This window comes from Mesorhizobium sp. M4A.F.Ca.ET.022.05.2.1 (assembly GCF_003998845.1).
Taxonomy (GTDB): Bacteria; Pseudomonadota; Alphaproteobacteria; order Rhizobiales; family Rhizobiaceae; genus Mesorhizobium.
In genome coordinates this window covers 1-22,961 of record NZ_RZOJ01000055.1, presented here as the reverse complement: position 1 = coordinate 22,961, position 22,961 = coordinate 1, and the positions used below count along the sequence as shown (strand labels likewise).

Below are 22,961 nucleotides of genomic sequence, written 5' to 3'. Positions count from 1 at the left end.
GACGCTTGTCCGCTGCAGCGCCGCGCTAACCAATCCGCTTGGCGCTGCAGCGGACAAATAGGGGGAGAACTGTTACCTATGTATCCGGTTCAAACTGTTACCCATCTATCGGCTGGACACCGGCAGGCGGATGAGGGGCGGCGCCAACATTTGAAGGGATGGGCCACCGGCTCTGCTTGACAGGTTTGCGCTGCCCCTCATTGCCCTGCCGGGCATTTCTCCCCGTATAGTGACGGGGAGAAAGACGCTCTCAATCGTAAGTCAGATCCGTCGCCTTGCCGCCGAACACCCGGTAGGCATAGAACGAATAGAAGATGATGATCGGCAGCACCACGACGACGCCGACGAGGATCACGATCAGGCTTTCCGGCGCTGACGCCGCCTGCCAGATGGTCAGCTTGTCGGGCACGACGAACGGGTAGAACGACCAGGCGAGGCCGGCGAAGCCGAGCGCGAAGATGGCGGCGAGCGTCAGGAACGGCGTCAGCGCATGGCGGTCGGCCGGCTTCGGCAGGTGGAAGGTCTGCCGCCACAGCCACAGGAACAAGAGTGCCGAGAGGATGGGCAGCGGCGAGAGATAGAGTATCTCCGGAAAGAGGAACCATTTGTCGAAGATGCGCGGACTGGCGAAGGGCGTGGCGAGCGACACCGCGACCATGCCGAGCGCCGCCAGCACCAGCGCGGTACGCAGCCAGCGCACCGCCTTGCGCTGCAACTCGCCCTCGGTCTTGTAGATAAGCCAGGCCGAGCCCATCGCCGCATAGGCGGCCGACAGGCAGAGCGCCACCAGCGCGCCGAAGGCAATGCCGCCAAGGCCGACATCGAGGCCGAGCACATAGACGCCCAGCATGTAGCCCTGCGCCAGCGAGGCGACGGCCGAGCCGAGGAAGAAGATGCGGTTCCAGCGATGCTTGCTGCCGGCCGGCACCTTGGCGCGGAAATCGAAGGCGACGCCACGCAGGATCAGGCCGACCAGGAGCACGAAGACCGGGATGTAGAGCGCGCTGAGGATGGTGCCGTGCGCCAGCGGGAAGGCGACGAGCAGCAGGCCGACGGCCAGCACCAGCCAGGTCTCGTTGGCGTCCCAGAACGGGCCGATGGCCGCGATCATCGTGTCCTGCTCGTGGTCATCGGCGGCGGCGAACAGGATGCCGATGCCGAGGTCGAAGCCGTCGAGGATGACGTAGATCAGGATGGCGAGGCCCATCAGGCCGGCGAAGATCAGCGGGAGCGCGGTTGGCCAGTCGAAGCTCATCGGTTCACTCCCCAGCGGCCGGCTGCGACATGGCCGCGTTCATGACGCCCGGCAGCGGCGAGGCGTCGCCATCCTTGGCCGCCTTCAGCGCCAGGTGCACCAGCACGCCGAGATAGGCGATCAGCAAAATCACGTAGAGGACGAGATAGACGGCAAGCGTCAGCGCGACATGGCTGCCGGCGACCGGGCCGACGGCATCGGCGGTCTTCAGGACGCCGGTCACCAGCCAGGGCTGGCGGCCGATCTCGGTGGTGTACCAGCCGGCCAGCGTCGCCACCCAGCCGGAGATCGTCATCGGCACCATCAGCAGCGCCAGCGGCTTCGGCAGGCTGTGGCGGCGCTTGAGGAAGAAGGCCGCCGACCAGGAGACGATCAGCATCAGGATGCCGGTGCCGACCATGATGCGAAAACCCCAGAACACCGGGAAGACCGGCGGGTGGTTGCCGGGATAGTCGTTCAGCCCCGGCACGACGCCGCTGGTGCTGTGCCTCAGCACGACGCTGGCGCCGTCGGGGATGGCGATCTCGAATTTGTTTTCCCTGGCCGCCTCGTCGGGCCAGGCAACGAGCACCAGCGGCACGTTGGGGCCGGTGTTCCAGTTGGCCTCCATGGCGGCGATCTTCTGCGGCTGGTGCTCGAGCGTGTTCAGGCCGTGCTGGTCGCCGGCGAAGATCTGGACCGGGATCAGGATGGCGGCGGTGAAGACGCCGGTGCGCAGCGCCTTCCACATCGATTCCGAGCGGTCGCCGGTGAGATAGCGCAGCGCCGACAGGCCGGCGATGAGGAAGGATACCGTCAGCCCCGAGGCGAGCAGCATGTGGACGAGCCGGTAAGGCATCGACGGGTTGAAGACGATCGCCCACCAGTCGACGGCATGGGCCTTGCCGTCGCGCATCTCGAAGCCGGCCGGCGTCTGCATCCAGGAATTGAGCGCGATGATCCAGAAGGCGGAAACCGTGGTGCCGCCGGCGACCAGCACGGTGGCCAGCGTGTGGATGCGGTTGGACACGCGGCGAAAGCCGAACAGCATGATGCCGAGGAAGGCCGCCTCGAGGAAGAAGGCGGTGAGGATCTCATAGGCCAGCAGCGGGCCGGCGATGTTGCCGACTGTCTCCATGTAGCCCGGCCAGTTGGTGCCGAACTGGAAGCTCATGGTGACGCCCGACACCACGCCCATGGCGAAGGACAAAGCGAACACCTTCACCCAGGTGAAATAGGCGCGCATCCAGGCGGAATCGCCGGTCCTGTTGTAACGCAGCTTGAAGAACAGCAGCACCCAGCCAAGTGCAATGGTGATTGCCGGAAACAGGATATGGAACGAAATATTCGCGCCGAACTGGATGCGCGACAGGATGAGCGGGTCCATGGCGGGCTCCGGCTGCTGCTTATGGCTCACAGAATAGGGCGCTGACGCGGTCCGGTCAAAGCGGCGTGGCGCCACGCGGGGCGCGTTGTCGCAGCAGTTCGGGCGAAAGCGTCAGCGCCCGATCGGGGAATGATTGTCCAGAATTGTCAGGAGCGGCATTGACTTCCCGCCGCGGGCACCGACATTCAGCGCAATAAAAATCCACAACCGCCTTTCAAGCAGCCGTTTTCAGCCATGCCATCCATTATCTCGATTGCCGGGGTGACCAAGACCTACGCCACCGGTTTCAAGGCCTTGAAGGAAATCAACCTCGACATCGAGCGCGGCGAGATCTTCGCGCTGCTCGGGCCGAATGGTGCCGGCAAGACGACGCTGATCTCGATCGTCTGCGGCATCGTCAACCGCTCTTCCGGCACGGTCATGGTCGACGGCCACGACATTGCGCGCGACTACCGCGCCGCACGCAGCCTGATCGGGCTGGTGCCGCAGGAACTGACCATCGACGCCTTCGAGACCGTCTGGGCGACGGTCAACTACAGCCGCGGCCTGTTCGGCAGGCCGGCCAACCATGCCTTTGTCGAGAAGGTGCTGCGCGACCTTTCGCTGTGGGAGAAGAAGGACGCCAAGGCGATCACGCTGTCAGGCGGCATGAAGCGCCGGCTGATGATCGCCAAGGCGCTTTCACACGAGCCGCGCGTGCTGTTCCTCGACGAGCCAACGGCCGGCGTCGACGTCGAACTGCGCCAGGACATGTGGGCGATGGTGCGCCGGCTGCGCGAGGACGGCGTGACCATCATCCTCACAACGCATTACATCGAGGAAGCCGAGGCGATGGCCGACCGCGTCGGCGTCATCAACCGCGGCGAGATCGTGCTGGTCGACGACAAGGCCGAGCTGATGCGCAAGCTCGGCCGCAAGCGGCTGCTGCTGGAGCTGCGCAGTCCGCTCGGCGCGATACCGGAGAGCTTCTCGCGCTACGCGCTGGAACTGTCGCCCGACGGCGAACAATTGACCTACACCTACGACAACCAGAGCGACCGGCCGGGCGTCGCCTCGCTGATCCGCGACATCGAGGCGGCCGGCATTCAGTTCCGCGACATCGAGACGGAGAACAGCTCGCTGGAGGAGATCTTCGTCAATCTGTTGAGGCAAGAGCCATGAACCTTCGTGCGGTATGGGCGATCTACCGGGTGGAGATGGCGCGCGCGCTGCGCACCGTGCTGCAGAGCATCATCTCGCCGGTGCTGTCGACCTCGCTCTATTTCGTCGTCTTCGGCTCAGCCATCGGCTCGCGCATCACCGAGATCGACGGCATCAGCTACGGCGCCTTCATCGTGCCGGGGCTGATCATGCTGTCGCTGCTGACCCAGTCGATCTCGAACGCCTCCTTCGCCATCTACTTCCCGAAATTCGTCGGTTCGATCTACGAGCTGCTCTCGGCGCCGGTTTCCTACCTGGAGATCGTGCTGGCCTATGTCGGGGGTGCGGCGACCAAGTCCATCATCCTCGGCCTGATCATCCTGGCCACCGCTTCGCTGTTCGTGCCGCTCCATATCGAGCATCCGTTCTGGATGATCGCCTTCCTGGTGCTGACGGCGGTGACTTTCAGCCTGTTCGGCTTCATCATCGGCATCTGGGCGAAAAGCTTCGAGCAGTTGCAGCTGGTGCCGCTCTTGATCATCACGCCGCTGACTTTCCTCGGCGGCAGCTTCTATTCGATCAACATGCTGCCCGGCATTTGGCGCACGGTGACGCTGTTCAACCCGGTCGTCTACCTGATCAGCGGGTTCCGCTGGAGCTTTTACGGCAAGTCGGATGTCTCGGTTGGCATCAGCCTCGGCATGACTGTGGTGTTTTTGGCCGTCTGCATCGCGATCGTGGCCTGGATCTTCCGCACCGGCTATCGGTTGAGGAACTAATCGGCCGATCGGGGTCAGATGGCTTTCACCAGCCGCAGCAGACCGAGCATCTCGACCAAAGTCCCCTTGCGGAAGGCGACATAGGTCGGCTGTTCCTGGCCGTGGAAACGGCGTTTGAAGGCCGCCTGGCCCTGCAAATTGAACTTGGAGCGATTGACCCAGGCGGAGCCGTAGGCGCGCTGGAAGGTGCTGCGCCAGAAGCTCGATTCGGCAAAGCCGCTGGCTTCGATGTCGACCAGCGGCGACAGACCCAGCGTGACGACGGAGATGCCTTCCTCGCGAAAACGATCGACGGCGAACTTGGTCAGGCCGATCTCGGCGTGCGGCGTGGCGTCGATGTGCTTGCGCTTGAAGGCGGTGGTGTAGCCGATGACCTTGCCGTCGCTGAACAGCGGATCGAAATCGAGCAGGGCGACCAGCTCGCCATCCGGCCCATGCAGCACGAAACGGCGCATGTCGGTGCCGAGATGGTCGGCGAAGGGCCGGTTGAGGAAGCCCATCTCCCAGCGCTTGACGATACGTTCGCCGCGCCAGTTCTCCGACAGCCGGGCGATCTCGTCGAGGAAGATGTTGCGCCTGTCCTCCGCGAAGGAATAGCCCTTCTTCGAAAGCCAGCGTTCGGAATAGCGTACCGTCTCGTTGCGCTTGCCGGAGAAATCATGCGCGGGCAGGACGAGCCTGGTATCGATGCCCAGGCGGTTGACCTGATAGCCGAGCCCGGCCAGCACCCGCGCGGTTTCGGCGCCGATCTGCACGAACCAGGGACCGCCGGCGGCCTCGACGAAGCGCCTGATATAGCCGAGGCGGTCAGACGGATGCACCACCGGATCGCCGAGCGCGAAATGGTGCTTCATCTTGGTGCCGAAGGCGATGTAGCCATCGCCGTCGCTGAAATAGGAAAGTTTCTGCTGCACGGCGGTGGAATAGGCGAGCGAGAAGTCGCCATGCCGGCGCACCAGCTCCAGGCGCTCCAGATGCGACAGCTCGCGCCGCGGGACCTTGGGCGCGGCGCCTTCGAGAAGGCTGTCGATGTAGATGCGCAGGGAGGGCATTGGCCGGGCTTTCGCATGCCGAAAAAAGAGACCCGCCAGCCCACGGGCCTCGAATCAGTCGCTTGGCGCGACTGACTACCGATCATATCGCGCAACCGCCATATAGGATGCAACCGTCGCCGACAGAAGGGGAAATCTCGGTCGAATGAGCATCTTCGCCGCGGTGGCTTTTGACTTTCCATGCAGTGTTATATATCTTGTTATCATTTGTCGTGGACGGATGGCCATGGAAGACATCATACGTTCCCTCGGCTTCCTGTGCCTTGGCAGCAGGCTGAAGCGCATCGGCGAGCAACTGCAGGCGGACACGCAGCGCGTGCTCGACCGCCTGGAGGTCCGGGTCCCGTCGAGCCAATATCCGCTGCTGGCAGCGCTCGACCGGCTAGGACCCTTGCCGGTCGGCGAGCTGGCGCAGTCGCTGGGGGTGGCGCAGCCGGGCGTCACGCGAAGCGTAGCGCAACTCGCAGCGTTGGGGCTGGTCGAAACCAGCCCGTCGAGCGACGATCAGCGCCGCAGGATCGTCTCCCTCAGCCGAAACGGCCGTCGGCTGGTAGACATCGCGAAGCGCGAGGTCTGGCCGCGCATCGAGGGCGCCGTCCAGGATCTGTGCGCCGATCTATCGGGGCCACTGCTCGAGCAACTGGCCGCCATCGAGGACGGCCTCGACGCAGCGCCGCTGCATCGTCGCATCAAGGAAGCCGAAGGCGCCGTGCCATGAAACACGTGCTCGACCGTCCCATCTGGAGCGCTCTCGCGACGCGGCATCAGGCCTTCGCGCAAGGCGACAACCTCGCCAGGCGATACATGCCGTCAATCGTTCCGTTCTCCGCGACGGCCGTGGACGACAAGGAAAGCCTTGAGGCGCTGGCCAAGCTTATTCCACCACGCGAAAGGTCCTTCGTGGTCCAGGCGGACGCAATCGTCCTGCCCGCGGCGCTCTGTGCGATTTCAACCGCGTCCCTGGTCCAGATGATTGCCGAGCAGCCGGTGCAGGCCGTGTCGGACGAGCGCATACAAAGGCTGACGCAGGACGATGCCGCCGAGATGCTCGCCCTGGCAGCGCTCACCAGGCCCGGCCCATTCACGCTGGAGGCCTTGAGGCTCGGCGCTTTCTGGGGCGTGAAGATCGAAGGCAGGCTCGTCGCGATGGCAGGCGAGCGCATGAAGCAGCCCGGCTACACCGAGGTCAGCGGTGTGTGCTCGCATCCCGATTTCCGCGGCGGCGGTCTGGGGAGGCTGCTGTCCCTGTTCGTGGCAAACCGGATCATGACGCGGGGCGAAATCCCCTATCTCCACGCTTATGCCAGCAATGTCGCGGCCATAGGACTTTACGAGTCCATCGGCTTCCGGTTGAGAAGCATGATGAACATGGCGGTGCTTCAGCACGCCGAATAGGGCCACGCGCGCGGCCATTGTCGCGGACCTAGAACGTTTCACCGTTTCACGGAAACGGCGAACTGCTCTATCTCTTTGTTTTGACGCAATTCCGAACGGAAAACCGCTCACACTTTTCCTGGAATTGCTCTAGGCCGACCTTGGCTCAAGCCGCCGGAAACCGACGGCTTCCATCAGCATGTCCTCTTCGACCATGCCGGCATTGTGCAGGGCAAGCAGGGTCAGGGCGATTTCCCGCGCTTCGGCGGAATCGGGATGCGCTTGGCGCCGCTGGCAGGCCTCGTCAAAGACGCGCTGCAGCCTGGCGATGTCGGCAGGCCTGAGCAGGCCACGGTCATAAACAGACTTTGGCATGGCGGTCTCCTTACAAGGACCTAGGGCGCCACGCATAAATTGCCAATCTTTCCCGAAGCTTGACCGACACCTGAAATGGAAAGGAGGGATCTCGGGGTGCCGAGATCCCTCCAGCGCTTGTGCAGTCTCTGCGGACTGCCGTGTGTCAGACCGCGATCTTGCCGCCGCCCTGTTTGGTGATCGCGACCACTGAAGGCCGCGTCGGCATGTCGGGCTTGAAGTCGGGCCAGCGGGTCGACAGGTCCTCATAGTAGGAGGGGCGGCCGAAGGCTTCCCAATCCTCGCCGCCGTCGCCCGGATGCTGGACGGCGACGAAGGCGGTCTGATCGTCCGGCGCGAACAGCGGGCCGCACATCTCGGCGCCGATCGGCACGCGGAAGAACAGCTTTGAGGTCGCCCGCGCGGCGCCCTCGGTGTCGACCGCCCACAGGCCGTCGGTACGGCCGGTGGCCTTCGGGCCCTGGCCGTCGGTGGCGACCCACAAGCGGCCGGCCGAATCGACGGCGCAATTGTCCGGCATGCCGAACCAGCCATTGGCGGTGGTCGCGGTCGAGAAGGTGGCGCCGACGTCGGCCACCGAAGGATCGCCGCATTTCAGCATCACTTCCCACTTACCCTTGGCGGCAGTGAAGTCGCCGCCGTCCTCGACGATCTCGATGATATGCCCGAAGGCGTTCGCCGCGCGCGGATTGGCGGCGTCGACCTGTTCGGGCTTGCGCTTGGAATTGTTGGTCAGCATGACATAGACCTTGCCGTTGGCGCCGTTCGGCTGGATGTCCTCGGGACGGTCCATCTTGGTGGCGCCGAGCAGGTCGGCGGCGCGGCGCGTCTCGATCAGCACGTCGGCCTGGCCGGTAAAGCCATTCTCAGCGGTGAGCGGCCCCTGGCCGAACACGATCGGCATCCATTCGACGGTGCCATCCTCGGCGAATTTGGCGACATGCAGCGTGCCGTCGTCGAGCAGGTCCTTGTTGGCCGCGAGGTCGTTGGGATTGAATTTGCCCGTGGTGACAAATTTATAGACATAGTCGAAACGCTCGTCGTCGCCGAGATAGAAGACGACGCGGCCGTCCTTGGCGACGATCGATTCCGCGCCCTCATGCTTGAAGCGGCCCATGGCCGTGCGCTTGCGCGGCACCGAATTCGGATCATTGACGTCGACCTCGACGATCCAGCCGAAGCGGTTGGGCTCGTTCGGCTCCTTGGCAAGGTCGAAGCGGTCGTAATGCGCGCCCCATTCATAGGCGCCTTCCGGGATGCCGAGACGCTTGTAGTTGGCCGCTTCCTTGTGGCCTTCCGGCAGCTCGCCGGTGAAATAGCCATGGATGTTCTCCTCGGCCATGACATAGGTGCCCCATGGGGTGACGCCGCCGGCGCAATTGTTGAAGGTGCCGACGACCTTGGTGCCGGAAGGATCGGCGTTGGTCTTGAGGCGATCATGGCCGGCGGCCGGACCCGACAGCGCCATCTCGGTTTTGGAGGTGATCCGCCGGTTGAGCTTGCCGTCGCGCACCACCTGCCATTTGCCCCCGTCCTTGCGGATCTCGACGATGGTGCCGCCATGCGCCGCCATCTCGACATCGACCTGCTCCTTGCTGAGAGGCGCTGTCTCTGCGGCCTTCTTGCCGTCCTTGTCGACGATCTTGACGATGCCGGGGAACATCAGATGCGGGTTGGTGTATTCGTGGTTGACCACCAGCAGACCATGCTCGGCCGAGCCGTCGATCGGGATATAGCCGATATAGTCGTTGTTGTAGCCGAACTGTTTTGCCTGGGCCTCGGCCGACTGCTTTACCGGGTCGAAATCCGGCGAGTCGGCAAACAGCGGGTCGCCCCAGCGCAAGAGCACATCGGCGTCGTAACCCGGTGCGACATGGTGCTTGTCGTCGATGCCGGCCTCGAGCTCGTCGAACTTGAAAGCCGAGGCTTCTGCGGCGCGGGCATCGTCGGCGGCGACGAGCGCCAGCGGGCTGACCGTGGCGGCGATGGCCGAAACGGCCAGCGAGCCCTTCAGGAAGCCACGGCGCGAGAAACGCGCGGCGATGATCTCGCCCATGGTGCGGTTGTCGGTAGGATTGACGGCCGGACCGTCATTCTCCTCGAGCAGGCTGGTGCGGAAACCGGTGTCAGGGGAGCGGTGGTCGGTCATGAGCTTTCCTCTGGCTTCTTGGCTGGAGCATGTGAGCTTCCGACCCGTATAGCCGCAGGATCACATTTTCGTGACAGAAGTCGCGATTTCGGCAATCTATTTGCCGGCTCATGAGCGCGACCATGGATACGGCCGGCTTCGGCCGTCATTCGTCGCTCCCGCATGATCGTCAAAATATCGCGCCGGCCAGCACCAACCATGTTGCCGGGACGTATCTTGCGACATCCGGCTTCGATCATGTCTGAGCGGGACACCGGTCCGACGCGGTCTGCTTGACGGCCTCGCGCGCTTGGGAAACAAGGACTGCGGCACGCGCGGCGACGGCCGCTACAGGAGGGGATGAAAAGTGAGTTTCTGGGGACTGGTGCAGCTTGGTGTGTCGACCGTGATCTTTCTGCTCGCGGCGACTGCGGCCAAGCAATGGGGGCTGGCGCCAAGCCTCGGCAAGATCGTGCTGACGCTGGCGCTCTATTCGATCGGCAACCTGATCATGCTGAGGCTGATCCGTGAGTTCGGCATGTCGGTGTCGTTCAGCCTTTCGGCGGTGATCCAACTGGTGTCGGTGAACGTGGTTGCGCTTGCCTTTTTCGGCGAGAGGGTCAACGCGCTGCAGGCCACCGGCATCGTGCTGGCGATCGCCGCCGTGGCGCTGATCACCCTCGGGCCCTATATGCAGCGGCTGTAGTCGGACGGCCAAGCTGATGAGGTCCTTCGCAACCGCCCTGCTCAACAAGATCGAGTTCCCGGTTCTACTGGCCGGACTGGTGATCGCCGGCGGTCTGTGGGGCTTGGAGGAGCTGATGGAGGTGGCGCACGCGACCACGCCGCATGCTTTCGACACCGAGATCCTGCTCGCCTTTCGCCATCCGGGCCAGCCGGATAGTCCGATCGGCCCGGCCTGGCTGGAAGGGGCGGTGCGCGACATTACCAGCCTTGGCGGCACCAGCGTTTTGGTGCTGGTGACGACAGCGGTCATCATCTATCTACTGCTCATCCGCCGGCCGGCAACCGCGCTGCTGATGTTCGTGGCCGTGGCGGGCGGGCAAGTGCTGTCGAGCCTGCTCAAGTTCGAAGTCGACCGGCCACGACCGGATCTTGTTTCGCATCTCGTCAACGAGACCTCGCTGTCCTTTCCGAGTGGTCACGCCATGCTTTCGGCGGTGACCTACCTCACCCTAGGCAGCATGGCGGCCCGCTTCCTGCCGGGACGCACGACGAAGATCTTTGTCCTCGGCCTTGCCATACTGACGACATTGCTGGTCGGCGCCAGCCGCGTCTATCTCGGCGTCCACTGGCCGTCCGACGTGCTCGCCGGCTGGTGTGCCGGTTTCGCCTGGGCCATGCTCTGCTGGCTGGTGGCGCGCTTCCTGCAGCGGCGCCATGCGGTGGCGGACAGTGAGTGACCCATGTTTCATCCATGCTAAATGATGCTTGAAACATCATGATCCTTATATTATCCATTGATACTGCAGACTCAGACAAGGGTTCTGGCCGATGATCACCGCCCAGCAGATGCGCGCCGCGAGGGCGCTGGCCGGCATCGATCAGAAGACGCTGGCCGAGCGCGCCGGGGTTTCGCTTCCGACCATCCAGCGCATGGAGGCGAGCGACGGTGTCGTCAGGGGTGTGGTCGACACGCTGATGAAGGTCATCCAGGCCCTCGACGGGTCCGGGGTGGAGCTGATCGGCGAGAACCAGGCCAGCGAGCGCGGCGGCAGGGGCGTGCGCCTCAAGCCGGCCGCACCGCAGAACCCGCAAGGCTGAGCCGGCACGTAAAGTGTTAGAGCATATCTTGTGCGTCCGATTTGGACGCGCGTCGCTCTAAAGTCGCGACGGCGACCGCCGACATCCCTGCCGACGATCCCGCCGCCTTTCAGGAGTGGAAGGCAGTCCATGGATCAAACCAGGCGGGCAACCCATCAACCGGCACGGCCGACATTTGCCGAACTGTTCACACCGAAGCTGGTGACGGTGCTGCGCGAGGGCTACACGCTGGCGCATTTCAGGGCCGACGCCGTTGCCGGGCTGACGGTCGCCATCGTGGCGCTGCCACTGTCGATGGCGATCGCGATCGCATCCGGCGTCACACCAGAGCGCGGCCTCTACACCTCGATCGTCGGCGGCTTCATCATTTCGGCGCTCGGCGGCAGCCGCTTCCAGATCGGCGGGCCGGCGGGCGCCTTCATCGTGCTGGTGGCGGCGACGGTGGCGCGTGTGGGCGTCGACGGTCTGCTGCTGGCGACGATTATGGCCGGCGTCTTCCTGCTCGCCATCGGCTACCTCAGGCTCGGCACCTATATCAAGTTCATCCCGTATCCGGTGACCGTCGGCTTCACCGCGGGGATTGCCGTCATCATCTTCTCCGGCCAGATCACCGAGCTGTTCGGGCTGAAGCTCGCCGGCAAGGAGCCGGGGCCGCTGGTGCCGAAGCTGATGGCGCTCAGCGAGGCGGCCGGCACGATCAACCCGGCCGCGACCTTCGTGGCGGTGCTTACCATCGCGACCATCGTCCTCCTCAAGCGCTGGCGGCCGAAATGGCCGGCGATGCTGGTCGCCATCGGGCTGGCCTCACTCGTCGTGGCGCTGTTTTCACTGCCGGCCGAAACGATCGGCACGCGCTTTGGCGGCATCCCGCGAAGCCTGCAATGGCCGGCCCTGCCGCCGCTCAGTCTCGACAGGATGGTCGACGTGCTGCCGGACGCGATCGCCTTTGCCCTGCTCGGCGCGATCGAATCGCTGCTGTCTGCCGTGGTCGCCGACGGCATGACCGGCCGCCGCCACCGCTCCAACTGCGAATTGGTGGCGCAAGGTTTCGCCAACATCGCGTCGGCCCTGTTCGGCGGAATCTGCGCCACCGGCACGATCGCCCGCACCGCCACCAACGTGCGGGCCGGCGCGCACGGTCCGGTCTCGGGCATGTTGCATTCGGCGATGCTCTTGGCGTTGATGCTGGTGGCGGCCCCGCTCGCCAGCTACATCCCGCTCGCCGCCCTTGCCGGCGTGCTGGCGGTGGTGTGCTGGAACATGTTCGAGAAACAGGCCTTCGCCACGCTGCTCAGAAGCTCGTCAGGCGATGCGCTGGTGCTGATGGCGACGTTCCTGATCGTCATCTTCCGCGACCTCACCGAAGGCATCGTCGTCGGCTTCGCGCTGGGCTCGATCCTGTTCATCGATCGCATGGCCAAATCGATCGCCGTCGAGGCCGACCAGCCGCTGGTGCCGGAGGACGTCGCCGACCGCGCCACCGCCTATGATTCCAGCGAGGCGAGCGATGCCGACACTGTCGTCTACCGCATTTCGGGCGCCTTCTTCTTCGGCGCCGCTTCGACCGTCGGCGCCGTGCTCGACCGCATCGCCGACCAGAGGAAGAACTTCATCCTCGACTGTTCGGCGGTGCCGTTCTTCGATTCCACCGCGGCCAACGTCATCGAGGGCGCGGCGCACAAGGCCAAGCGCGCCGGCGTGCGCTTTATCATCGCCGGCGCTGCGCCGCAGACGCGGCGCATGCTGATCAACCACGGCGTCAAGCGGCCGCTGGTCACCTACGCCGCCTCGATCCGCGATGCGCAGGCGCAGCTCAAGGCGCCCGCCGCCTGATCGCTGAGCGGGCGGCCTCAACGCGAGCCGACCGCCCGACGGCTTCAATCGAGGCTGAGCGCGGCGACCTCGCCCTCGTTCATCAGCGGCACGAAGATGGTTTTGCCATCGGCGCCGATGTCGGCGCTGCCCGGCTTGAAGGTGGCGACCACCTCAGGCTTGCCACCGCCGTGATAGCGGTAGAGCGTGCCGGTCATGTAGGCGGTGGCGTAGATGCTGTCGCCGATGGCGACGACGCCGTCGAGGTCGGCGAACTTTTCCGCGCCGGGTAATTGCGAAACCGTCCTGGTGGCGAGGTCGACCGCAAGCAGGCCGCCGGGTTCGGCGGTGCTGAAGTCAGGTTTGATGCCCTTGCCCCAGGACGCGACGATCAGCCTGCCGCCGTCGGCGAAGACGCCGTTGGGCGAGGCAAGCGCGGCGTCCTTGACGAACAGTTTCGGTGTGTCGCTGTCGATGCGGTAAATCGCGTCGGCCAGCATGTCGCTGACATAGACCTTGCCCGCGCTGTCGGCCGTCATGTCGTTGAGGAAGACGGCGTCCGGCACGTCGATGCTTGTGATCAGCTTGCCGCTGGAGAGATCGACGACGCGGACCCTGGTGATGTCGGCGACATAGAGCTTGCCGCCGGAAATCGCCATGCCCTTGGGCGCGTCCATGCCGTCGGTCCAATGCCGCGTGACGACCTTGCCGTCGAGCGATAGCACCGAAAGGTAGCCATTGCCGTCGGCCGCGCCGGGATTGCCGACGATGTTGGAGACGATGATGCGCTTGTTGGCGGCATCGAAGAGCGCCGATTCCGGCTGCTCGAAGCCGGTGGCGCGCCAGATTTCGCCGGCCTCGGCGACTGAAGTCAGCGCAATGCCGGCGATAGCGAAGATGGTCGAAGCGATGAGGGTCTTCATGGCCTGGTCTCCTGTGATGACGGCGAAGAGCTAGGGTTTTTGATACTTTTCCGGAAGGCCTCTTCCAGCTAGTATCACAAATCGATACGAATTCGCGCTGGCGAGGTGCATTCCATGAACGCTCCGATCTTCGAGGCGCTGAAACGCACGCTGAGGGCGAAGGGCCTGACCTATCGCATGCTGGCCGAGCGCATGGGTGTTTCCGAGCCGACGGTGAAGCGTGTCTTCCATGAGAAGAACTGCAAGCTCGACCGCCTGGTCGAGATCTGCGCCGCCGCCGAGGTCGAGCTGGAGAACGTGCTGGGATCGATGAACAGGGGGCCGGGGCCCGCCAACCATGTCGCGCCGGAGATCGAGCGCAAACTTTCTGCACGGCCGGCGCTGCTGTTCGTCTTCATCATGCTCTCGGAGAAGTTCACACCCCAGGGCATCATGCGTTCTCAAGGGTTGAGCGAGGCCTCTATGTTCCTCTATCTGCGCGACCTGGAAGAGCTCGGCCTTGTCGAGATCGGCCGCGGGCTTTCGGCGCGGCTGCTGGTCGAGACGCCGATCCAGTGGAATTTCGACGGGCCGCTGAGGCCGCTATTCGAGACGACCAACAAGAATTTCATCGGCTGGGCGATCACCCATCTGGAGCGCGAGGCGAGTTTCGTCAGCTTCTCGCGGCGGATGCGGCCTGAGACGGCGGAGATGGTGCGGCGCGAGGCGGAAGAGCTGGCGGAGCGCGCAAAACTGCTTGCCCATCACGACCAGCACACGACACCGGAGGAACAGCTCATCGGCTACAAATGGACGTTCGCCTTCGGGGCGACGCCGTTTCCGGCGATCATGCCGATCGGGCCGCATGCACGCGATGGCGGCGCGAGGCCGAGCGGCCGGCCCGTTGCCGGCAAACCACGCCAGCCCGCCTAATTTATTCCGCGGCCTTGGCCTCGGCCGCCTTGTCGTCCCAGGTCACCGCCCGGTAGTCGAAGCCATATTCCAGCGTCGGCTTGACGATGCGGAAGAAGGGCGACAGGTCGAAATCGCGCGGCGTGTAGAGCGAGTGGTGGCGGATGTGCAAGATCTCGCGGCGCATGTAGCTCGATTGCGCCGAGGCGCGGCCGGGCGCGCGGGTGATCTCGGGCAGGATCGGATAGCGTATCTGGCCATAGGCCTCGGCGATCAGCGTCGAGCAGATCGCCCGCGTCGGATCGCCGGACCCGAACGCTAGCATGCGGCGGCGCCAGCGCACCGGCACCGGCGGCGTTGGAAAGAAAAATCGCAGCATATCGAAGATATTCTTGAGATCGTATTTCAGGCCGAGCTTGCCGATCATGAAGGCCACGACATGGTCGCGGTCTTCGGGCGTCAGGCCGCTCGCCCGGCAGATGCGGGTGTTGTAGGTGCGGTAGCGCGACAGCGGCACGGCGACACAACCCTCGCCGAGCGTGACCTCGATCAGGCGCGGCCGCTCCGAACCGTCTTCAGGCGCGGGCAAGGCATCGCCGACATAGAAGGCAGCATGCGACCATGTCGACTGGGTCAGGTATTTAATGACCGCCGAGATCTTCTGGTTGCCCTCAATGAGCAGGATGTCGCCCGGTTCCAGCGCGCGGCGCAGCGTTTCGGCATCGGACGGTGTGTAGGGCTCATAGCCCGAGGACTCATCCTGCAGCCGGCTGGCAAGCCAGCGGCCAAGGCGGTCGAGAAGGGTTTCGGCCGGCGCGGTCATGGTAGAGCGTGATTAGCATGGGCCGGCGGGGGGACGCCAGCAGCGCCCGTTAGCCGGCGGCGGCCGCCAGATCTTCCTGGGCTGCTCCGGCGAGGTCATCGCGGGCCTTGCGGGCAAGTTTCCTGGTCGACCGTTTGGGGCTGTCGCCGAACAGTTCGGCCGCCTCGGCGAGGCTTGACTTGCGCAGGCTCTTTTCCGAGCGCTTCAGGAGCTTGCCGAGAAGCTTTGTATCCTCTGGCGGTCCGAGCGGCTCGGCTTCGGCATCGAGCAGGGCGCGCATGACGAAGACATCGTGGAGTTCGCCCAGCCGTTCACCCAGAGCATCGACCGCCTTGCGGCGGGCCTTGATCGGTGTCGGCCACAGCCGGCCGAGCAGCGACAGGTGCATGCTGTGGGTCTTGGCCGCCTTGCGCAGGTCGTGGAAATCATCCGCCTCGCCGCGGGACCCAGCCTTGTCCAGCGCTTTGCGCGCCCGCCGCAAGGTGGCGCGGGCGCCCTCGGCGAGAATGTCGGCCGCCTGCTCGGGCTGGTCGGGCAGGGAGAGCCTGTCGATATGGCCGAGGCCCTCCCGGCAAGCGGCAGCCGCGGCACTGATCGCGGCATCGAGACCTGCGCCGGCATGCAACTCATGCTGGCGCATAACCAGCCGGTCGCGGACGGCATCGAGGCCGCCGCCGGCGCTCTGCTCCGGGAAGCTTGCTGCCAGGCGGTCGATGGTTTCGATCAGGGCGGTCGCCTCGCGCGGCCCGGCAAGCAGCGCCGATACCTGCTTGTAGCACTCGTTTTCGGTCTGGCAGAACGGTTCGTCACCGGAACGAACCAGGCGCAGCAATGCACGCACGCTCTTCAACCGCTTGCGGCATTTATGCAGCCCCTGCTCGGGCTTCTCACGCGCCATCTCGAGATGGGCGAGCGCCTTGCCGACCTCGTCAGTCAGGATGCGCCTGACCTCGCCGGTCAGCGGCAGGCGCGGATCGATGCGAAAACTCATGCGGCGATCTCCGGAATCCCCCCAAGGGCGAGCGACGCGTTGTAGAACCTCGACTCGCCTGTGATTTCACGGCCGAGCCAATCAGGCAGCATTTCGTCCGGCACGTCTTCCGGCGTCTCGAGCTCGGCGACCACCAGCCCCGCCAGCATCCCGCCGAAGACATCGACTTCGTAGAGATAGCCGCGGTGCCTAACATGGTGACGTGTCTTCTCGATGACACGTCCGATGGCGAAGGCCTGCATTTCTTCAGCCTCCGCAAGTGGGATCGGATATTCGAACTCGTCGCGCTCGCGCGCTTTGCTGCCGAATTTGAGCGTCAGTTCCGCTGAGGTGTCGTCGCTGATGCGCACGCGGACCGTGCGGCCGGGGGCGGCGGCAAGGTAAAATTGCCGGATGCGGATATCCGCCTCGGCCAGGTCACGCCAGGCGGCGCTGGAGACCAGGAATTTGCGTTCGACTTCCTTGCCCATGGCCGCGGACTAAAGCGCGCGCGGACGGACATGGCAAGCCGAAGCTGAGAATCGGATTGACTTTAATCAATCGATTGATTAAACGAATACCGTGAGCAAGAAAACGAGCGTCAAACCTCCCCATCGCGAAGCTTCTCCCGCCGAGCAGACGCGCGCCGCACTTGTGCACGCGGCGCTGAAGCTGTTCGGCCGGCAAGGCTTCGACGGCACCTCGACGCGCGAGATCGCGGCGGAGGCCAAGGCCAATATCGGCTCCATCGCCTATCATTTCGGCGGCAAGGAAGGCCTGCGCGCCGCCGCCGCCGACTACATCGTCGACACCATCCAGACGATTGCCGGGCAAGCACTTGGAAACCAGGCCGTCAGCGCCGCGCAAGCGCCAGCGCCGGCGGACGCGGAAGCGGCACGGGCGCAGCTTTTCACGGCGCTGGAGCGGATGGTGGCCTTCATCGTTGCGAGCCCGCAGGCAGGCGAGATCGTACAATTCGTACTTAGAGAGCTTTCCCACCCGACCGCCGCGCTCGACCGCATCTATGCCGGCGTGTTCGAGCCGACGCATCGCAGGCTTTGCATGATCTGGGAGCAGGCCACGGGCGAACCGGCCGAGAGCGAGCGCACCCGGCTCACCGTCTTCACGCTGATCGGCCAGGTGATCTATTTCCGCATCGGCCGCGAGGCGGTGATGCGCCGGATGGGCTGGCGCGAGATCGGCGAGGCCGAGGCGGCCAAGGTGGTGGCGATCGCCTCGGACAATCTCAGCGCAATGCTTGCCGCCCGCAATCTGGCTGCCCGCAATCCGGCCGCTGGCACCGTGGCCGCCCGCAAGGAGGGCAAATCATGAGCTTTCTCTGTTCGCTGCCGCTAGCCGCCCAGCTGTTCGGCGCCTGCGCGCCGGCTGCACCGCTGGCCGTAGGCTATGTCGAGGGCGACTATGTATTGCTGGCACCGATCGAGGTCGCGCAGGTGGAGACCGTCGCGGTCAAGCGCGGCGACCGCGTCGCGCCGGGCGCGACGGTGGTGACGCTGGAGAGCGCCGACGCCAAGATCACCGTGGCTCAGGCTGAGGCAGCGCTGGCGCAGGCGCAGGCGCAGCTCGCCGACCTGCAAGTGGGCAAGCGTCCGGAAGAAATCGCCGTGCTGAAGGCACAAGTCGACATGGCCAGGGCTCAGGCCGCCGACGCCAAGCGCCGCTATGACCGCGCCAGCGACCTTTACAAGCGCGGCACCGGCACGCAGGCAGATTACGATACGGCGTCGGCCGCGCTGGAGACGGCCAACGCGCAGGTCGGCCAGGCCGAAGCCAACCTCGCTGTCGGCGGTCTGCCGGCACGCCCGGAAACGATCAAGGCCGCCGACAACCAGGTCAAGCAGGCGCAATCGGCCCTGGGACAGGCTCGGTGGCGGCTGTCCAAGCGCGTGCTGACGGCGCCTTCGCCCGGTCGCGTCAACGACGTGATCCGCAATCCGGGCGACACCGCCGGCCCGACGGCGCCTGTCATCTCGATACTGCCGGACGGCGCCGTGAAGGTCAGCGTCTATGTACCGGAAAGCGCCTTCTCCTCGGTCAAGGTCGGTGCGCTGCTCAGCGTCCATTGCGACGGCTGCGGGCCTGATCTGAGGGCGCGCGTCAGCTATGTGTCGCCGGATCCGGAGTTTACGCCGCCGGTGATCTATTCGCTGGAGAACCGGCAGAAGCTGGTGTTTCTGGTCGAGGCGCGGCCGGAGGGCGATGCCGGCCCGCTGCAGCCCGGGCAGATCGTCGACGTCGACCTGGCGGATGCCGGAAAATGAACGCCATCGACGTCCATGGCCTGGTCAAGCGCTTCGGCAACAAGACCGTCGTCGACCACGTGACGATGACGGTGGCCGAGGGTGAGATCGTCGGCTTCCTGGGGCCGAACGGCTCGGGCAAGACGACGACCATCCGCATCATGTGCGGACTGCTCACGCCGGACGAGGGCGAAGGCACGGTGCTCGGCCTCGACATCCGCACCGATGCGCTCAGGATCAAGCGCGAAGTCGGCTACATGACGCAGAAATTCTCGTTCTACGAGGATCTGACGATCGGCGAGAACCTCGAATTCGTGGCCCGGCTCTACCAGCTGAGACCGGTCGAGGAGCATGTGGCGCGGACGCTGGAGGAGCTTGGCCTGACGACACGCCGGAACCAGCTCGCCGGCACGCTGTCGGGCGGCTGGAAGCAGCGGCTGGCGCTCGCCGCCTGCATCATGCACAAGCCGAGGCTGCTTCTGCTCGACGAGCCGACGGCGGGCGTCGATCCCAAGGCAAGGCGAGAATTCTGGGACGAGATCCACCGGCTGGCGAGCGGCGGCCTGACCGTGCTGGTCTCCACCCATTATATGGACGAGGCCGAGCGCTGCCACCGCATCAGCTACATCTCCTACGGCAAGATGCTGGCCACCGGCACTGTGGAAGAGGTGGTGAAGAATGCCGGGCTCACCACCTTCGTGGTGCAGGGTCCGCGTCTCGACCAGGTCGCGGAGGCGCTGCAGGGCCGCGCCGGCGTCGACCAGGTGGCGCCGTTCGGCGCGACGCTGCATGTCGTCGGCTCCGACAAACAGGCGCTCAAGGCGGCGCTCGCCGATGTCGAAAAGCAGCACAAGGGCGTGACGGTGACGCCGGGCGAAACCAGCCTCGAGGACGTCTTCATCCAGTTCATGGCCGGCTCGAAGGACAATATGGGATGAAAAACAGGACGAGCGCCCTGTTCTCCTTCGCCAGGCTCGGCGCGCTGCTGATCAAGGAGTTCATCCAGATGCGGCGCGACCGCATCACCTTCGCCATGATGCTGGGCGTACCGCTGATGCAGCTGGTACTGTTCGGCTATGCCATCAACAACGATCCGAAGAGCCTGCCGGCGGCGCTGGTGGCGACGAGCAGCGATCCCTATACGCGGGCCATGGTCTCGGCGCTGCAGACCACCGGCTATTACCGCTTCGACCATGTCGCGCAAAGTGCCGCCGAGGCCGAGTTCCTGATGTCGCGCGGCGACGTCGCCTTTGTCGTCACCATTCCCGCCGATTTCGCCCGCCGCGTCGAGCGCGGTGACAGTCCGCAGATCCTGATCGAGGCCGACGCCACCGACCCGGCCGTGGCGAGCGGCGCCATCTCGACGCTGGGCACGGTCGCCAACCAGGCGCTGCTTCGGGCGCGCGGCATGCAGGAGGCGGCGGCGGAAACCGCCAAGGGCCAGCTCGAAGTGGTGGTGCACCGGCGCTACAATCCCGAAGGCATCTCGCAATACAACATCGTGCCCGGCCTGCTCGGCGTCATCCTGCAGATGACGATGGTGATGATGACCTCGATCGCGCTGACGCGCGAGACCGAGCGCGGCACGATGGAGAACCTGCTCGCCATGCCCTCCAGCCCGCTCGAGATCATGATGGGCAAGGTGCTGCCCTATCTGGTGGTCGGCGCCGTGCAGGTGGTGGTGGTGCTGGCGGCGGCGAAGCTTCTGTTTTCCATCCCGTTCACCGGCTCGATCTCGCTGCTGTTGACCGCCGTGCTGATCTTCGTGCTGGCGCTGGTGCTGCTCGGCTACACCATCTCGACGATCGCACGCACGCAGATGCAGGCGCTGCAGCTGACCTTCTTCTTCTTCCTGCCCTCGATCATGCTGTCGGGCTTCATGTTCCCCTATCGCGGCATGCCGGGCTGGGCGCAGCTGTTCGGCGAGATCCTGCCGCTGACGCATTTCCTGCGCATCATCCGCGCGGTGATGCTAAAGGGCGCCGAGCTGCCGGCGGTGGCGACCGAGATCGGCTGGCTGGTGCTGTTCGTGGCGCTGTTCGCCGGCGTGGCGCTGGTGCGGTTCAGGCGGACGCTGGACTAGGTCCAGCAAGGCATGGGCTCCGCACGCTTGTCGCGGCTGTGCCGGACGCTCGAATGCGATAGAGTGGTGGTTCCTGTATCATCAGAGCTGGTCCGATGAGGGTCGTCGATACGGCAGAGGTCATCTTTCTCGTCGACAACGCGACGGACAGCCTGTCGTCGAGCCCCGGCTTCGTCGAGACCGAGTTCGCCCGCCTTCGCCGTCGCGGGATGCCATGGCTGTCGGGCAAATGCCTGTGCTGCGCCGCGCATGGGCTTTCCTGCCTGATCACCGTCCGGACGGCATCGGCCAGCCGCACGCTGCTGTTCGACACCGGGCCCGAGGAATGGGTGTTCGAGCGCAACGCGGTCAGGCTCGGCGTCGATCTCGGGGAGGTTGGGGCGGTAATGCTGTCGCATGGGCACTGGGACCACGCCGGCGCAATGCCGCGCGCCCTGCAGATGATCACGATGGCCAATGGCGGGCGGCCCGTCCCGACCTACATGCATCCCGACATGTTCGCCTTGCGGGCGACCAAATCCGCCGATGGGCAGTTTCGGCCGATGGAACTGGTGCCGAGCGTGGAGGTCCTGTCCGGGAGCGGCGCCGATGTCATCGTTACCCGCGACGAGCAGTTGCTTCTTGACGAGACGTTCTATGTCAGCGGCGAAATCCCGCGCGTGACCCGGTTCGAACGCGGCTTTCCCGGCCAGTATCGCCAGACCGCCGCAGGCGGCTGGGAACTGGACGAAGTGATGCCGGACGAGCGCTACGTGGTAATCAACGTGGCCGGCAAGGGGCAAATCGTCTTCACCGCCTGCTCGCACGCCGGCCTGATCAACGTCCTGACCCACGCCAAGGCACGGTTTCCGGAAATTCCGCTCTACGGCGCATTCGGCGGCTTCCACCTCTCGGGGGTGACCGAGCCGATCATCCCGGAGACGGTTGAAGCACTGGCCGAGTTTGACCTGCAGCTGATATCGCCCGGGCATTGCACGGGCTGGCGCGCCGTAAGCGCGCTTGCGGCCGCCTATGGCGAGAAGGTCGCTCCATCCGTGGTCGGCAAGACGTTTTTGCTTTGACGGCTCCAGAACGACTCAGGCGTCCAATGCCCGCAGTCCCCTAAGCCGCCGCCATGATCTCCGCATAAGTGTCGAAATCGACATTGCCGCCAGAGAGCACGACGGCGACGCATTTGCCGGCGAGATCGATCTCGCCGGACGAGAGCGCGGCGAGGCCCACGCAGCCGCCGGGCTCGACCACCAGCTTGAGATGGGCCATGGCGTCGCGCATCGCCTGCGCCGTCGCCTTGTCGGACACGGCGACAGCGCCGGCGAGGTTTTTGCGGTTGATCTCGAAGGTGATGGCGCCGGGCTCGGCGGTGAGGATGGCGTCGCAGATCGAGGTGTGGCCGGGCTCGTTGGCGACCCTCTCACCCTTGGCCAGCGAACGGCGGGTGTCGTCGAAATGTTCCGGTTCGGCGGCCCAGACCGCGGTGTCCGGCGAGGCATCCTTGACGGCAACGGAGATGCCGCTCGACAGGCCGCCGCCGCCACAGGGAATGACGACCGCGTCGAGGCTGACGCCGAGAGCCCTGGCCTGGGCCATCAGCTCGAGGCCGATCGTGCCCTGGCCGGCGATGATGGCCGGATCGTCGAAGGGCGGAACCAGCGCCATGCCCTTGTCCAGCCAGGGACGAACCACCGTCATGCGGTCATCGCGAAAGCGGTCGAACGGAACCACCTCGGCGCCCATCTTGCGGACATTGCCGATCTTCATCGCCGGCGCGTCGGCCGGCATGGCGATGACCGCCTTGACGCCGAACATCGCGGCGGAAGCGGCGACGCCCTGCGCGTGATTGCCCGAGGAGAAGGCGACGACGCCGCGACCGCGCTCCGCCTCGCTCAGCGACGACAGTTTGTTGTAGGCGCCGCGGAACTTGAACGAGCCGGTGCGCTGCAACGT

General features: G+C 65.1%; 25 protein-coding genes. 15 read left to right on the top strand and 10 right to left on the bottom strand.

Annotated elements, in window-relative coordinates; genetic code table 11:
• Positions 1–250: 250 nt before the first annotated feature.
• Entirely contained in the window at positions 251–1,255 is a 1,005-nt protein-coding gene (locus EN745_RS09230) for a cytochrome d ubiquinol oxidase subunit II (protein ID WP_127421087.1), read from the bottom strand.
• A gap of 4 nt (positions 1,256–1,259) precedes the next feature.
• Positions 1,260–2,621 carry a cytochrome ubiquinol oxidase subunit I gene (locus EN745_RS09225; protein ID WP_127421086.1) on the bottom strand — a complete coding sequence of 454 codons (1,362 nt, stop codon included), beginning with the start codon at positions 2,619–2,621 and terminating at the stop codon, positions 1,260–1,262.
• 234 nt (positions 2,622–2,855) lie between these two features.
• On the opposite strand from EN745_RS09225, the gene EN745_RS09220 reads away from it, so the two are divergent.
• Both EN745_RS09220 and EN745_RS09215 read left to right on the top strand, forming a co-directional pair.
• Positions 2,856–3,782: an ABC transporter ATP-binding protein gene (locus EN745_RS09220; protein WP_127421085.1), complete on the top strand. Its 927-nt coding sequence runs from the start codon at positions 2,856–2,858 to the stop codon at positions 3,780–3,782.
• Positions 3,779–4,540, top strand: a complete 762-nt coding sequence (locus tag EN745_RS09215) for an ABC transporter permease (RefSeq protein ID WP_127405931.1) — start codon at positions 3,779–3,781, stop codon at positions 4,538–4,540. The genes EN745_RS09220 and EN745_RS09215 overlap by 4 nt, the downstream gene beginning before the upstream one ends.
• Before the next feature lie 14 nt (positions 4,541–4,554).
• On the opposite strand, the gene EN745_RS09210 is transcribed toward EN745_RS09215, so the two are convergent.
• Positions 4,555–5,592, bottom strand: a complete 1,038-nt coding sequence (locus tag EN745_RS09210) for a phosphatidylglycerol lysyltransferase domain-containing protein (protein ID WP_127405932.1) — start codon at positions 5,590–5,592, stop codon at positions 4,555–4,557.
• A gap of 226 nt (positions 5,593–5,818) precedes the next feature.
• Between EN745_RS09210 and EN745_RS09205 the strand changes: the two genes are divergently transcribed.
• Positions 5,819–6,310, top strand: a complete 492-nt coding sequence (locus EN745_RS09205) for a MarR family transcriptional regulator (RefSeq protein WP_127421088.1) — start codon at positions 5,819–5,821, stop codon at positions 6,308–6,310.
• Positions 6,307–6,987 (top strand): GNAT family N-acetyltransferase, encoded by a 681-nt coding sequence (locus EN745_RS09200; protein WP_127421084.1) that lies wholly within the window; start codon positions 6,307–6,309, stop codon positions 6,985–6,987. Before EN745_RS09205 ends, EN745_RS09200 begins: the two co-directional genes overlap by 4 nt.
• Before the next feature lie 129 nt (positions 6,988–7,116).
• Here the strand turns inward: EN745_RS09200 and EN745_RS09195 are convergent, their stop codons facing one another.
• Positions 7,117–7,341 (bottom strand): hypothetical protein, encoded by a 225-nt coding sequence (locus tag EN745_RS09195; RefSeq protein WP_127405933.1) that lies wholly within the window; start codon positions 7,339–7,341, stop codon positions 7,117–7,119.
• 145 nt (positions 7,342–7,486) lie between these two features.
• Positions 7,487–9,490 (bottom strand): PhoX family phosphatase, encoded by a 2,004-nt coding sequence (locus EN745_RS09190; protein ID WP_127421083.1) that lies wholly within the window; start codon positions 9,488–9,490, stop codon positions 7,487–7,489.
• Between the two features lie 122 nt (positions 9,491–9,612).
• Here EN745_RS09190 and EN745_RS37455 point away from each other — a divergent pair, with 122 nt between their 5' ends.
• The 5 genes from EN745_RS37455 to EN745_RS09170 all read left to right on the top strand — a co-directional run bounded on the left by EN745_RS37455 (position 9,613) and on the right by EN745_RS09170 (position 13,087).
• Positions 9,613–9,735, top strand: a complete 123-nt coding sequence (locus tag EN745_RS37455; RefSeq protein WP_281034765.1) for a hypothetical protein — start codon at positions 9,613–9,615, stop codon at positions 9,733–9,735.
• 101 nt (positions 9,736–9,836) lie between these two features.
• Entirely contained in the window at positions 9,837–10,175 is a 339-nt protein-coding gene (locus EN745_RS09185) for a hypothetical protein (RefSeq protein WP_126057256.1), read from the top strand.
• A gap of 16 nt (positions 10,176–10,191) precedes the next feature.
• Entirely contained in the window at positions 10,192–10,893 is a 702-nt protein-coding gene (locus EN745_RS09180; protein ID WP_126057257.1) for a phosphatase PAP2 family protein, read from the top strand.
• A gap of 91 nt (positions 10,894–10,984) precedes the next feature.
• Positions 10,985–11,254, top strand: a complete 270-nt coding sequence (locus EN745_RS09175) for a helix-turn-helix transcriptional regulator (RefSeq protein ID WP_126057258.1) — start codon at positions 10,985–10,987, stop codon at positions 11,252–11,254.
• A gap of 129 nt (positions 11,255–11,383) precedes the next feature.
• The gene (locus tag EN745_RS09170) at positions 11,384–13,087 is read left to right on the top strand and encodes a SulP family inorganic anion transporter (RefSeq protein ID WP_126057259.1); all 1,704 of its coding nucleotides are present in this window, start codon (positions 11,384–11,386) and stop codon (positions 13,085–13,087) included.
• Positions 13,088–13,131: 44 nt separating this feature from the next.
• On the opposite strand, the gene EN745_RS09165 is transcribed toward EN745_RS09170, so the two are convergent.
• Entirely contained in the window at positions 13,132–13,989 is an 858-nt protein-coding gene (locus tag EN745_RS09165) for an ATP/GTP-binding protein (RefSeq protein ID WP_127421082.1), read from the bottom strand.
• Between the two features lie 114 nt (positions 13,990–14,103).
• Here EN745_RS09165 and EN745_RS09160 point away from each other — a divergent pair, with 114 nt between their 5' ends.
• On the top strand, positions 14,104–14,901 hold the full coding sequence (locus EN745_RS09160; RefSeq protein ID WP_127405727.1) for a helix-turn-helix transcriptional regulator: 798 nt from the start codon (positions 14,104–14,106) through the stop codon (positions 14,899–14,901).
• A gap of 1 nt (position 14,902) precedes the next feature.
• On the opposite strand, the gene EN745_RS09155 is transcribed toward EN745_RS09160, so the two are convergent.
• The 3 genes from EN745_RS09155 to EN745_RS09145 are packed head-to-tail and all read right to left on the bottom strand — an operon-like array spanning position 14,903 to position 17,164.
• On the bottom strand, positions 14,903–15,703 hold the full coding sequence (locus EN745_RS09155) for a lipo-like protein (RefSeq protein WP_126057261.1): 801 nt from the start codon (positions 15,701–15,703) through the stop codon (positions 14,903–14,905).
• Between the two features lie 49 nt (positions 15,704–15,752).
• Positions 15,753–16,694, bottom strand: a complete 942-nt coding sequence (locus EN745_RS09150) for a CHAD domain-containing protein (RefSeq protein ID WP_127421081.1) — start codon at positions 16,692–16,694, stop codon at positions 15,753–15,755.
• The gene (locus EN745_RS09145) at positions 16,691–17,164 is read right to left on the bottom strand and encodes a CYTH domain-containing protein (protein WP_126057263.1); all 474 of its coding nucleotides are present in this window, start codon (positions 17,162–17,164) and stop codon (positions 16,691–16,693) included. The genes EN745_RS09150 and EN745_RS09145 overlap by 4 nt, the downstream gene beginning before the upstream one ends.
• A gap of 91 nt (positions 17,165–17,255) precedes the next feature.
• Here EN745_RS09145 and EN745_RS09140 point away from each other — a divergent pair, with 91 nt between their 5' ends.
• From EN745_RS09140 to EN745_RS09120, 5 genes are all read left to right on the top strand, one after another.
• Complete coding sequence (locus EN745_RS09140; RefSeq protein ID WP_127421080.1) at positions 17,256–18,005, top strand: DUF1956 domain-containing protein; 750 nt, start codon at positions 17,256–17,258, stop codon at positions 18,003–18,005.
• Entirely contained in the window at positions 18,002–18,955 is a 954-nt protein-coding gene (locus tag EN745_RS09135) for an HlyD family efflux transporter periplasmic adaptor subunit (protein WP_127421079.1), read from the top strand. Before EN745_RS09140 ends, EN745_RS09135 begins: the two co-directional genes overlap by 4 nt.
• Positions 18,952–19,872: an ABC transporter ATP-binding protein gene (locus EN745_RS09130; RefSeq protein WP_126057266.1), complete on the top strand. Its 921-nt coding sequence runs from the start codon at positions 18,952–18,954 to the stop codon at positions 19,870–19,872. The genes EN745_RS09135 and EN745_RS09130 overlap by 4 nt, the downstream gene beginning before the upstream one ends.
• Positions 19,869–21,017, top strand: coding sequence for an ABC transporter permease (locus tag EN745_RS09125; protein ID WP_127421078.1), 1,149 nt, complete (start codon positions 19,869–19,871; stop codon positions 21,015–21,017). Before EN745_RS09130 ends, EN745_RS09125 begins: the two co-directional genes overlap by 4 nt.
• Before the next feature lie 95 nt (positions 21,018–21,112).
• Positions 21,113–22,078, top strand: coding sequence for an MBL fold metallo-hydrolase (locus EN745_RS09120; protein ID WP_127421077.1), 966 nt, complete (start codon positions 21,113–21,115; stop codon positions 22,076–22,078).
• Between the two features lie 40 nt (positions 22,079–22,118).
• Here EN745_RS09120 and EN745_RS09115 read toward each other — a convergent pair.
• Positions 22,119–22,961, bottom strand: an 843-nt coding sequence (locus EN745_RS09115; protein WP_145991998.1) for a threonine/serine dehydratase, incomplete at its 5' end; no start/stop codon positions are given.

Bases quoted from the DNA above. Each gene is read 5' to 3' on its own strand.
- EN745_RS09215 (WP_127405931.1), top strand. From the start codon at position 3,779: ATGAACCTTCGTGCGGTATGGGCGATCTACCGGGTGGAGATGGCGCGC.
- EN745_RS09175 (WP_126057258.1), top strand. From the start codon at position 10,985: ATGATCACCGCCCAGCAGATGCGCGCCGCGAGGGCGCTGGCCGGCATC.
- EN745_RS09145 (WP_126057263.1), bottom strand. From the start codon at position 17,164: ATGGGCAAGGAAGTCGAACGCAAATTCCTGGTCTCCAGCGCCGCCTGG.
- EN745_RS09230 (WP_127421087.1), bottom strand. From the start codon at position 1,255: ATGAGCTTCGACTGGCCAACCGCGCTCCCGCTGATCTTCGCCGGCCTG.
- EN745_RS09125 (WP_127421078.1), top strand. From the start codon at position 19,869: ATGAAAAACAGGACGAGCGCCCTGTTCTCCTTCGCCAGGCTCGGCGCG.
- EN745_RS09130 (WP_126057266.1), top strand. From the start codon at position 18,952: ATGAACGCCATCGACGTCCATGGCCTGGTCAAGCGCTTCGGCAACAAG.
- EN745_RS09180 (WP_126057257.1), top strand. From the start codon at position 10,192: ATGAGGTCCTTCGCAACCGCCCTGCTCAACAAGATCGAGTTCCCGGTT.
- EN745_RS09225 (WP_127421086.1), bottom strand. From the start codon at position 2,621: ATGGACCCGCTCATCCTGTCGCGCATCCAGTTCGGCGCGAATATTTCG.
- EN745_RS09155 (WP_126057261.1), bottom strand. From the start codon at position 15,703: ATGACCGCGCCGGCCGAAACCCTTCTCGACCGCCTTGGCCGCTGGCTT.
- EN745_RS09120 (WP_127421077.1), top strand. From the start codon at position 21,113: ATGAGGGTCGTCGATACGGCAGAGGTCATCTTTCTCGTCGACAACGCG.
- EN745_RS09220 (WP_127421085.1), top strand. From the start codon at position 2,856: ATGCCATCCATTATCTCGATTGCCGGGGTGACCAAGACCTACGCCACC.
- EN745_RS09205 (WP_127421088.1), top strand. From the start codon at position 5,819: ATGGAAGACATCATACGTTCCCTCGGCTTCCTGTGCCTTGGCAGCAGG.
- EN745_RS09165 (WP_127421082.1), bottom strand. From the start codon at position 13,989: ATGAAGACCCTCATCGCTTCGACCATCTTCGCTATCGCCGGCATTGCG.
- EN745_RS37455 (WP_281034765.1), top strand. From the start codon at position 9,613: ATGGATACGGCCGGCTTCGGCCGTCATTCGTCGCTCCCGCATGATCGT.
- EN745_RS09195 (WP_127405933.1), bottom strand. From the start codon at position 7,341: ATGCCAAAGTCTGTTTATGACCGTGGCCTGCTCAGGCCTGCCGACATC.
- EN745_RS09150 (WP_127421081.1), bottom strand. From the start codon at position 16,694: ATGAGTTTTCGCATCGATCCGCGCCTGCCGCTGACCGGCGAGGTCAGG.
- EN745_RS09190 (WP_127421083.1), bottom strand. From the start codon at position 9,490: ATGACCGACCACCGCTCCCCTGACACCGGTTTCCGCACCAGCCTGCTC.
- EN745_RS09135 (WP_127421079.1), top strand. From the start codon at position 18,002: ATGAGCTTTCTCTGTTCGCTGCCGCTAGCCGCCCAGCTGTTCGGCGCC.
- EN745_RS09210 (WP_127405932.1), bottom strand. From the start codon at position 5,592: ATGCCCTCCCTGCGCATCTACATCGACAGCCTTCTCGAAGGCGCCGCG.
- EN745_RS09160 (WP_127405727.1), top strand. From the start codon at position 14,104: ATGAACGCTCCGATCTTCGAGGCGCTGAAACGCACGCTGAGGGCGAAG.
- EN745_RS09170 (WP_126057259.1), top strand. From the start codon at position 11,384: ATGGATCAAACCAGGCGGGCAACCCATCAACCGGCACGGCCGACATTT.
- EN745_RS09200 (WP_127421084.1), top strand. From the start codon at position 6,307: ATGAAACACGTGCTCGACCGTCCCATCTGGAGCGCTCTCGCGACGCGG.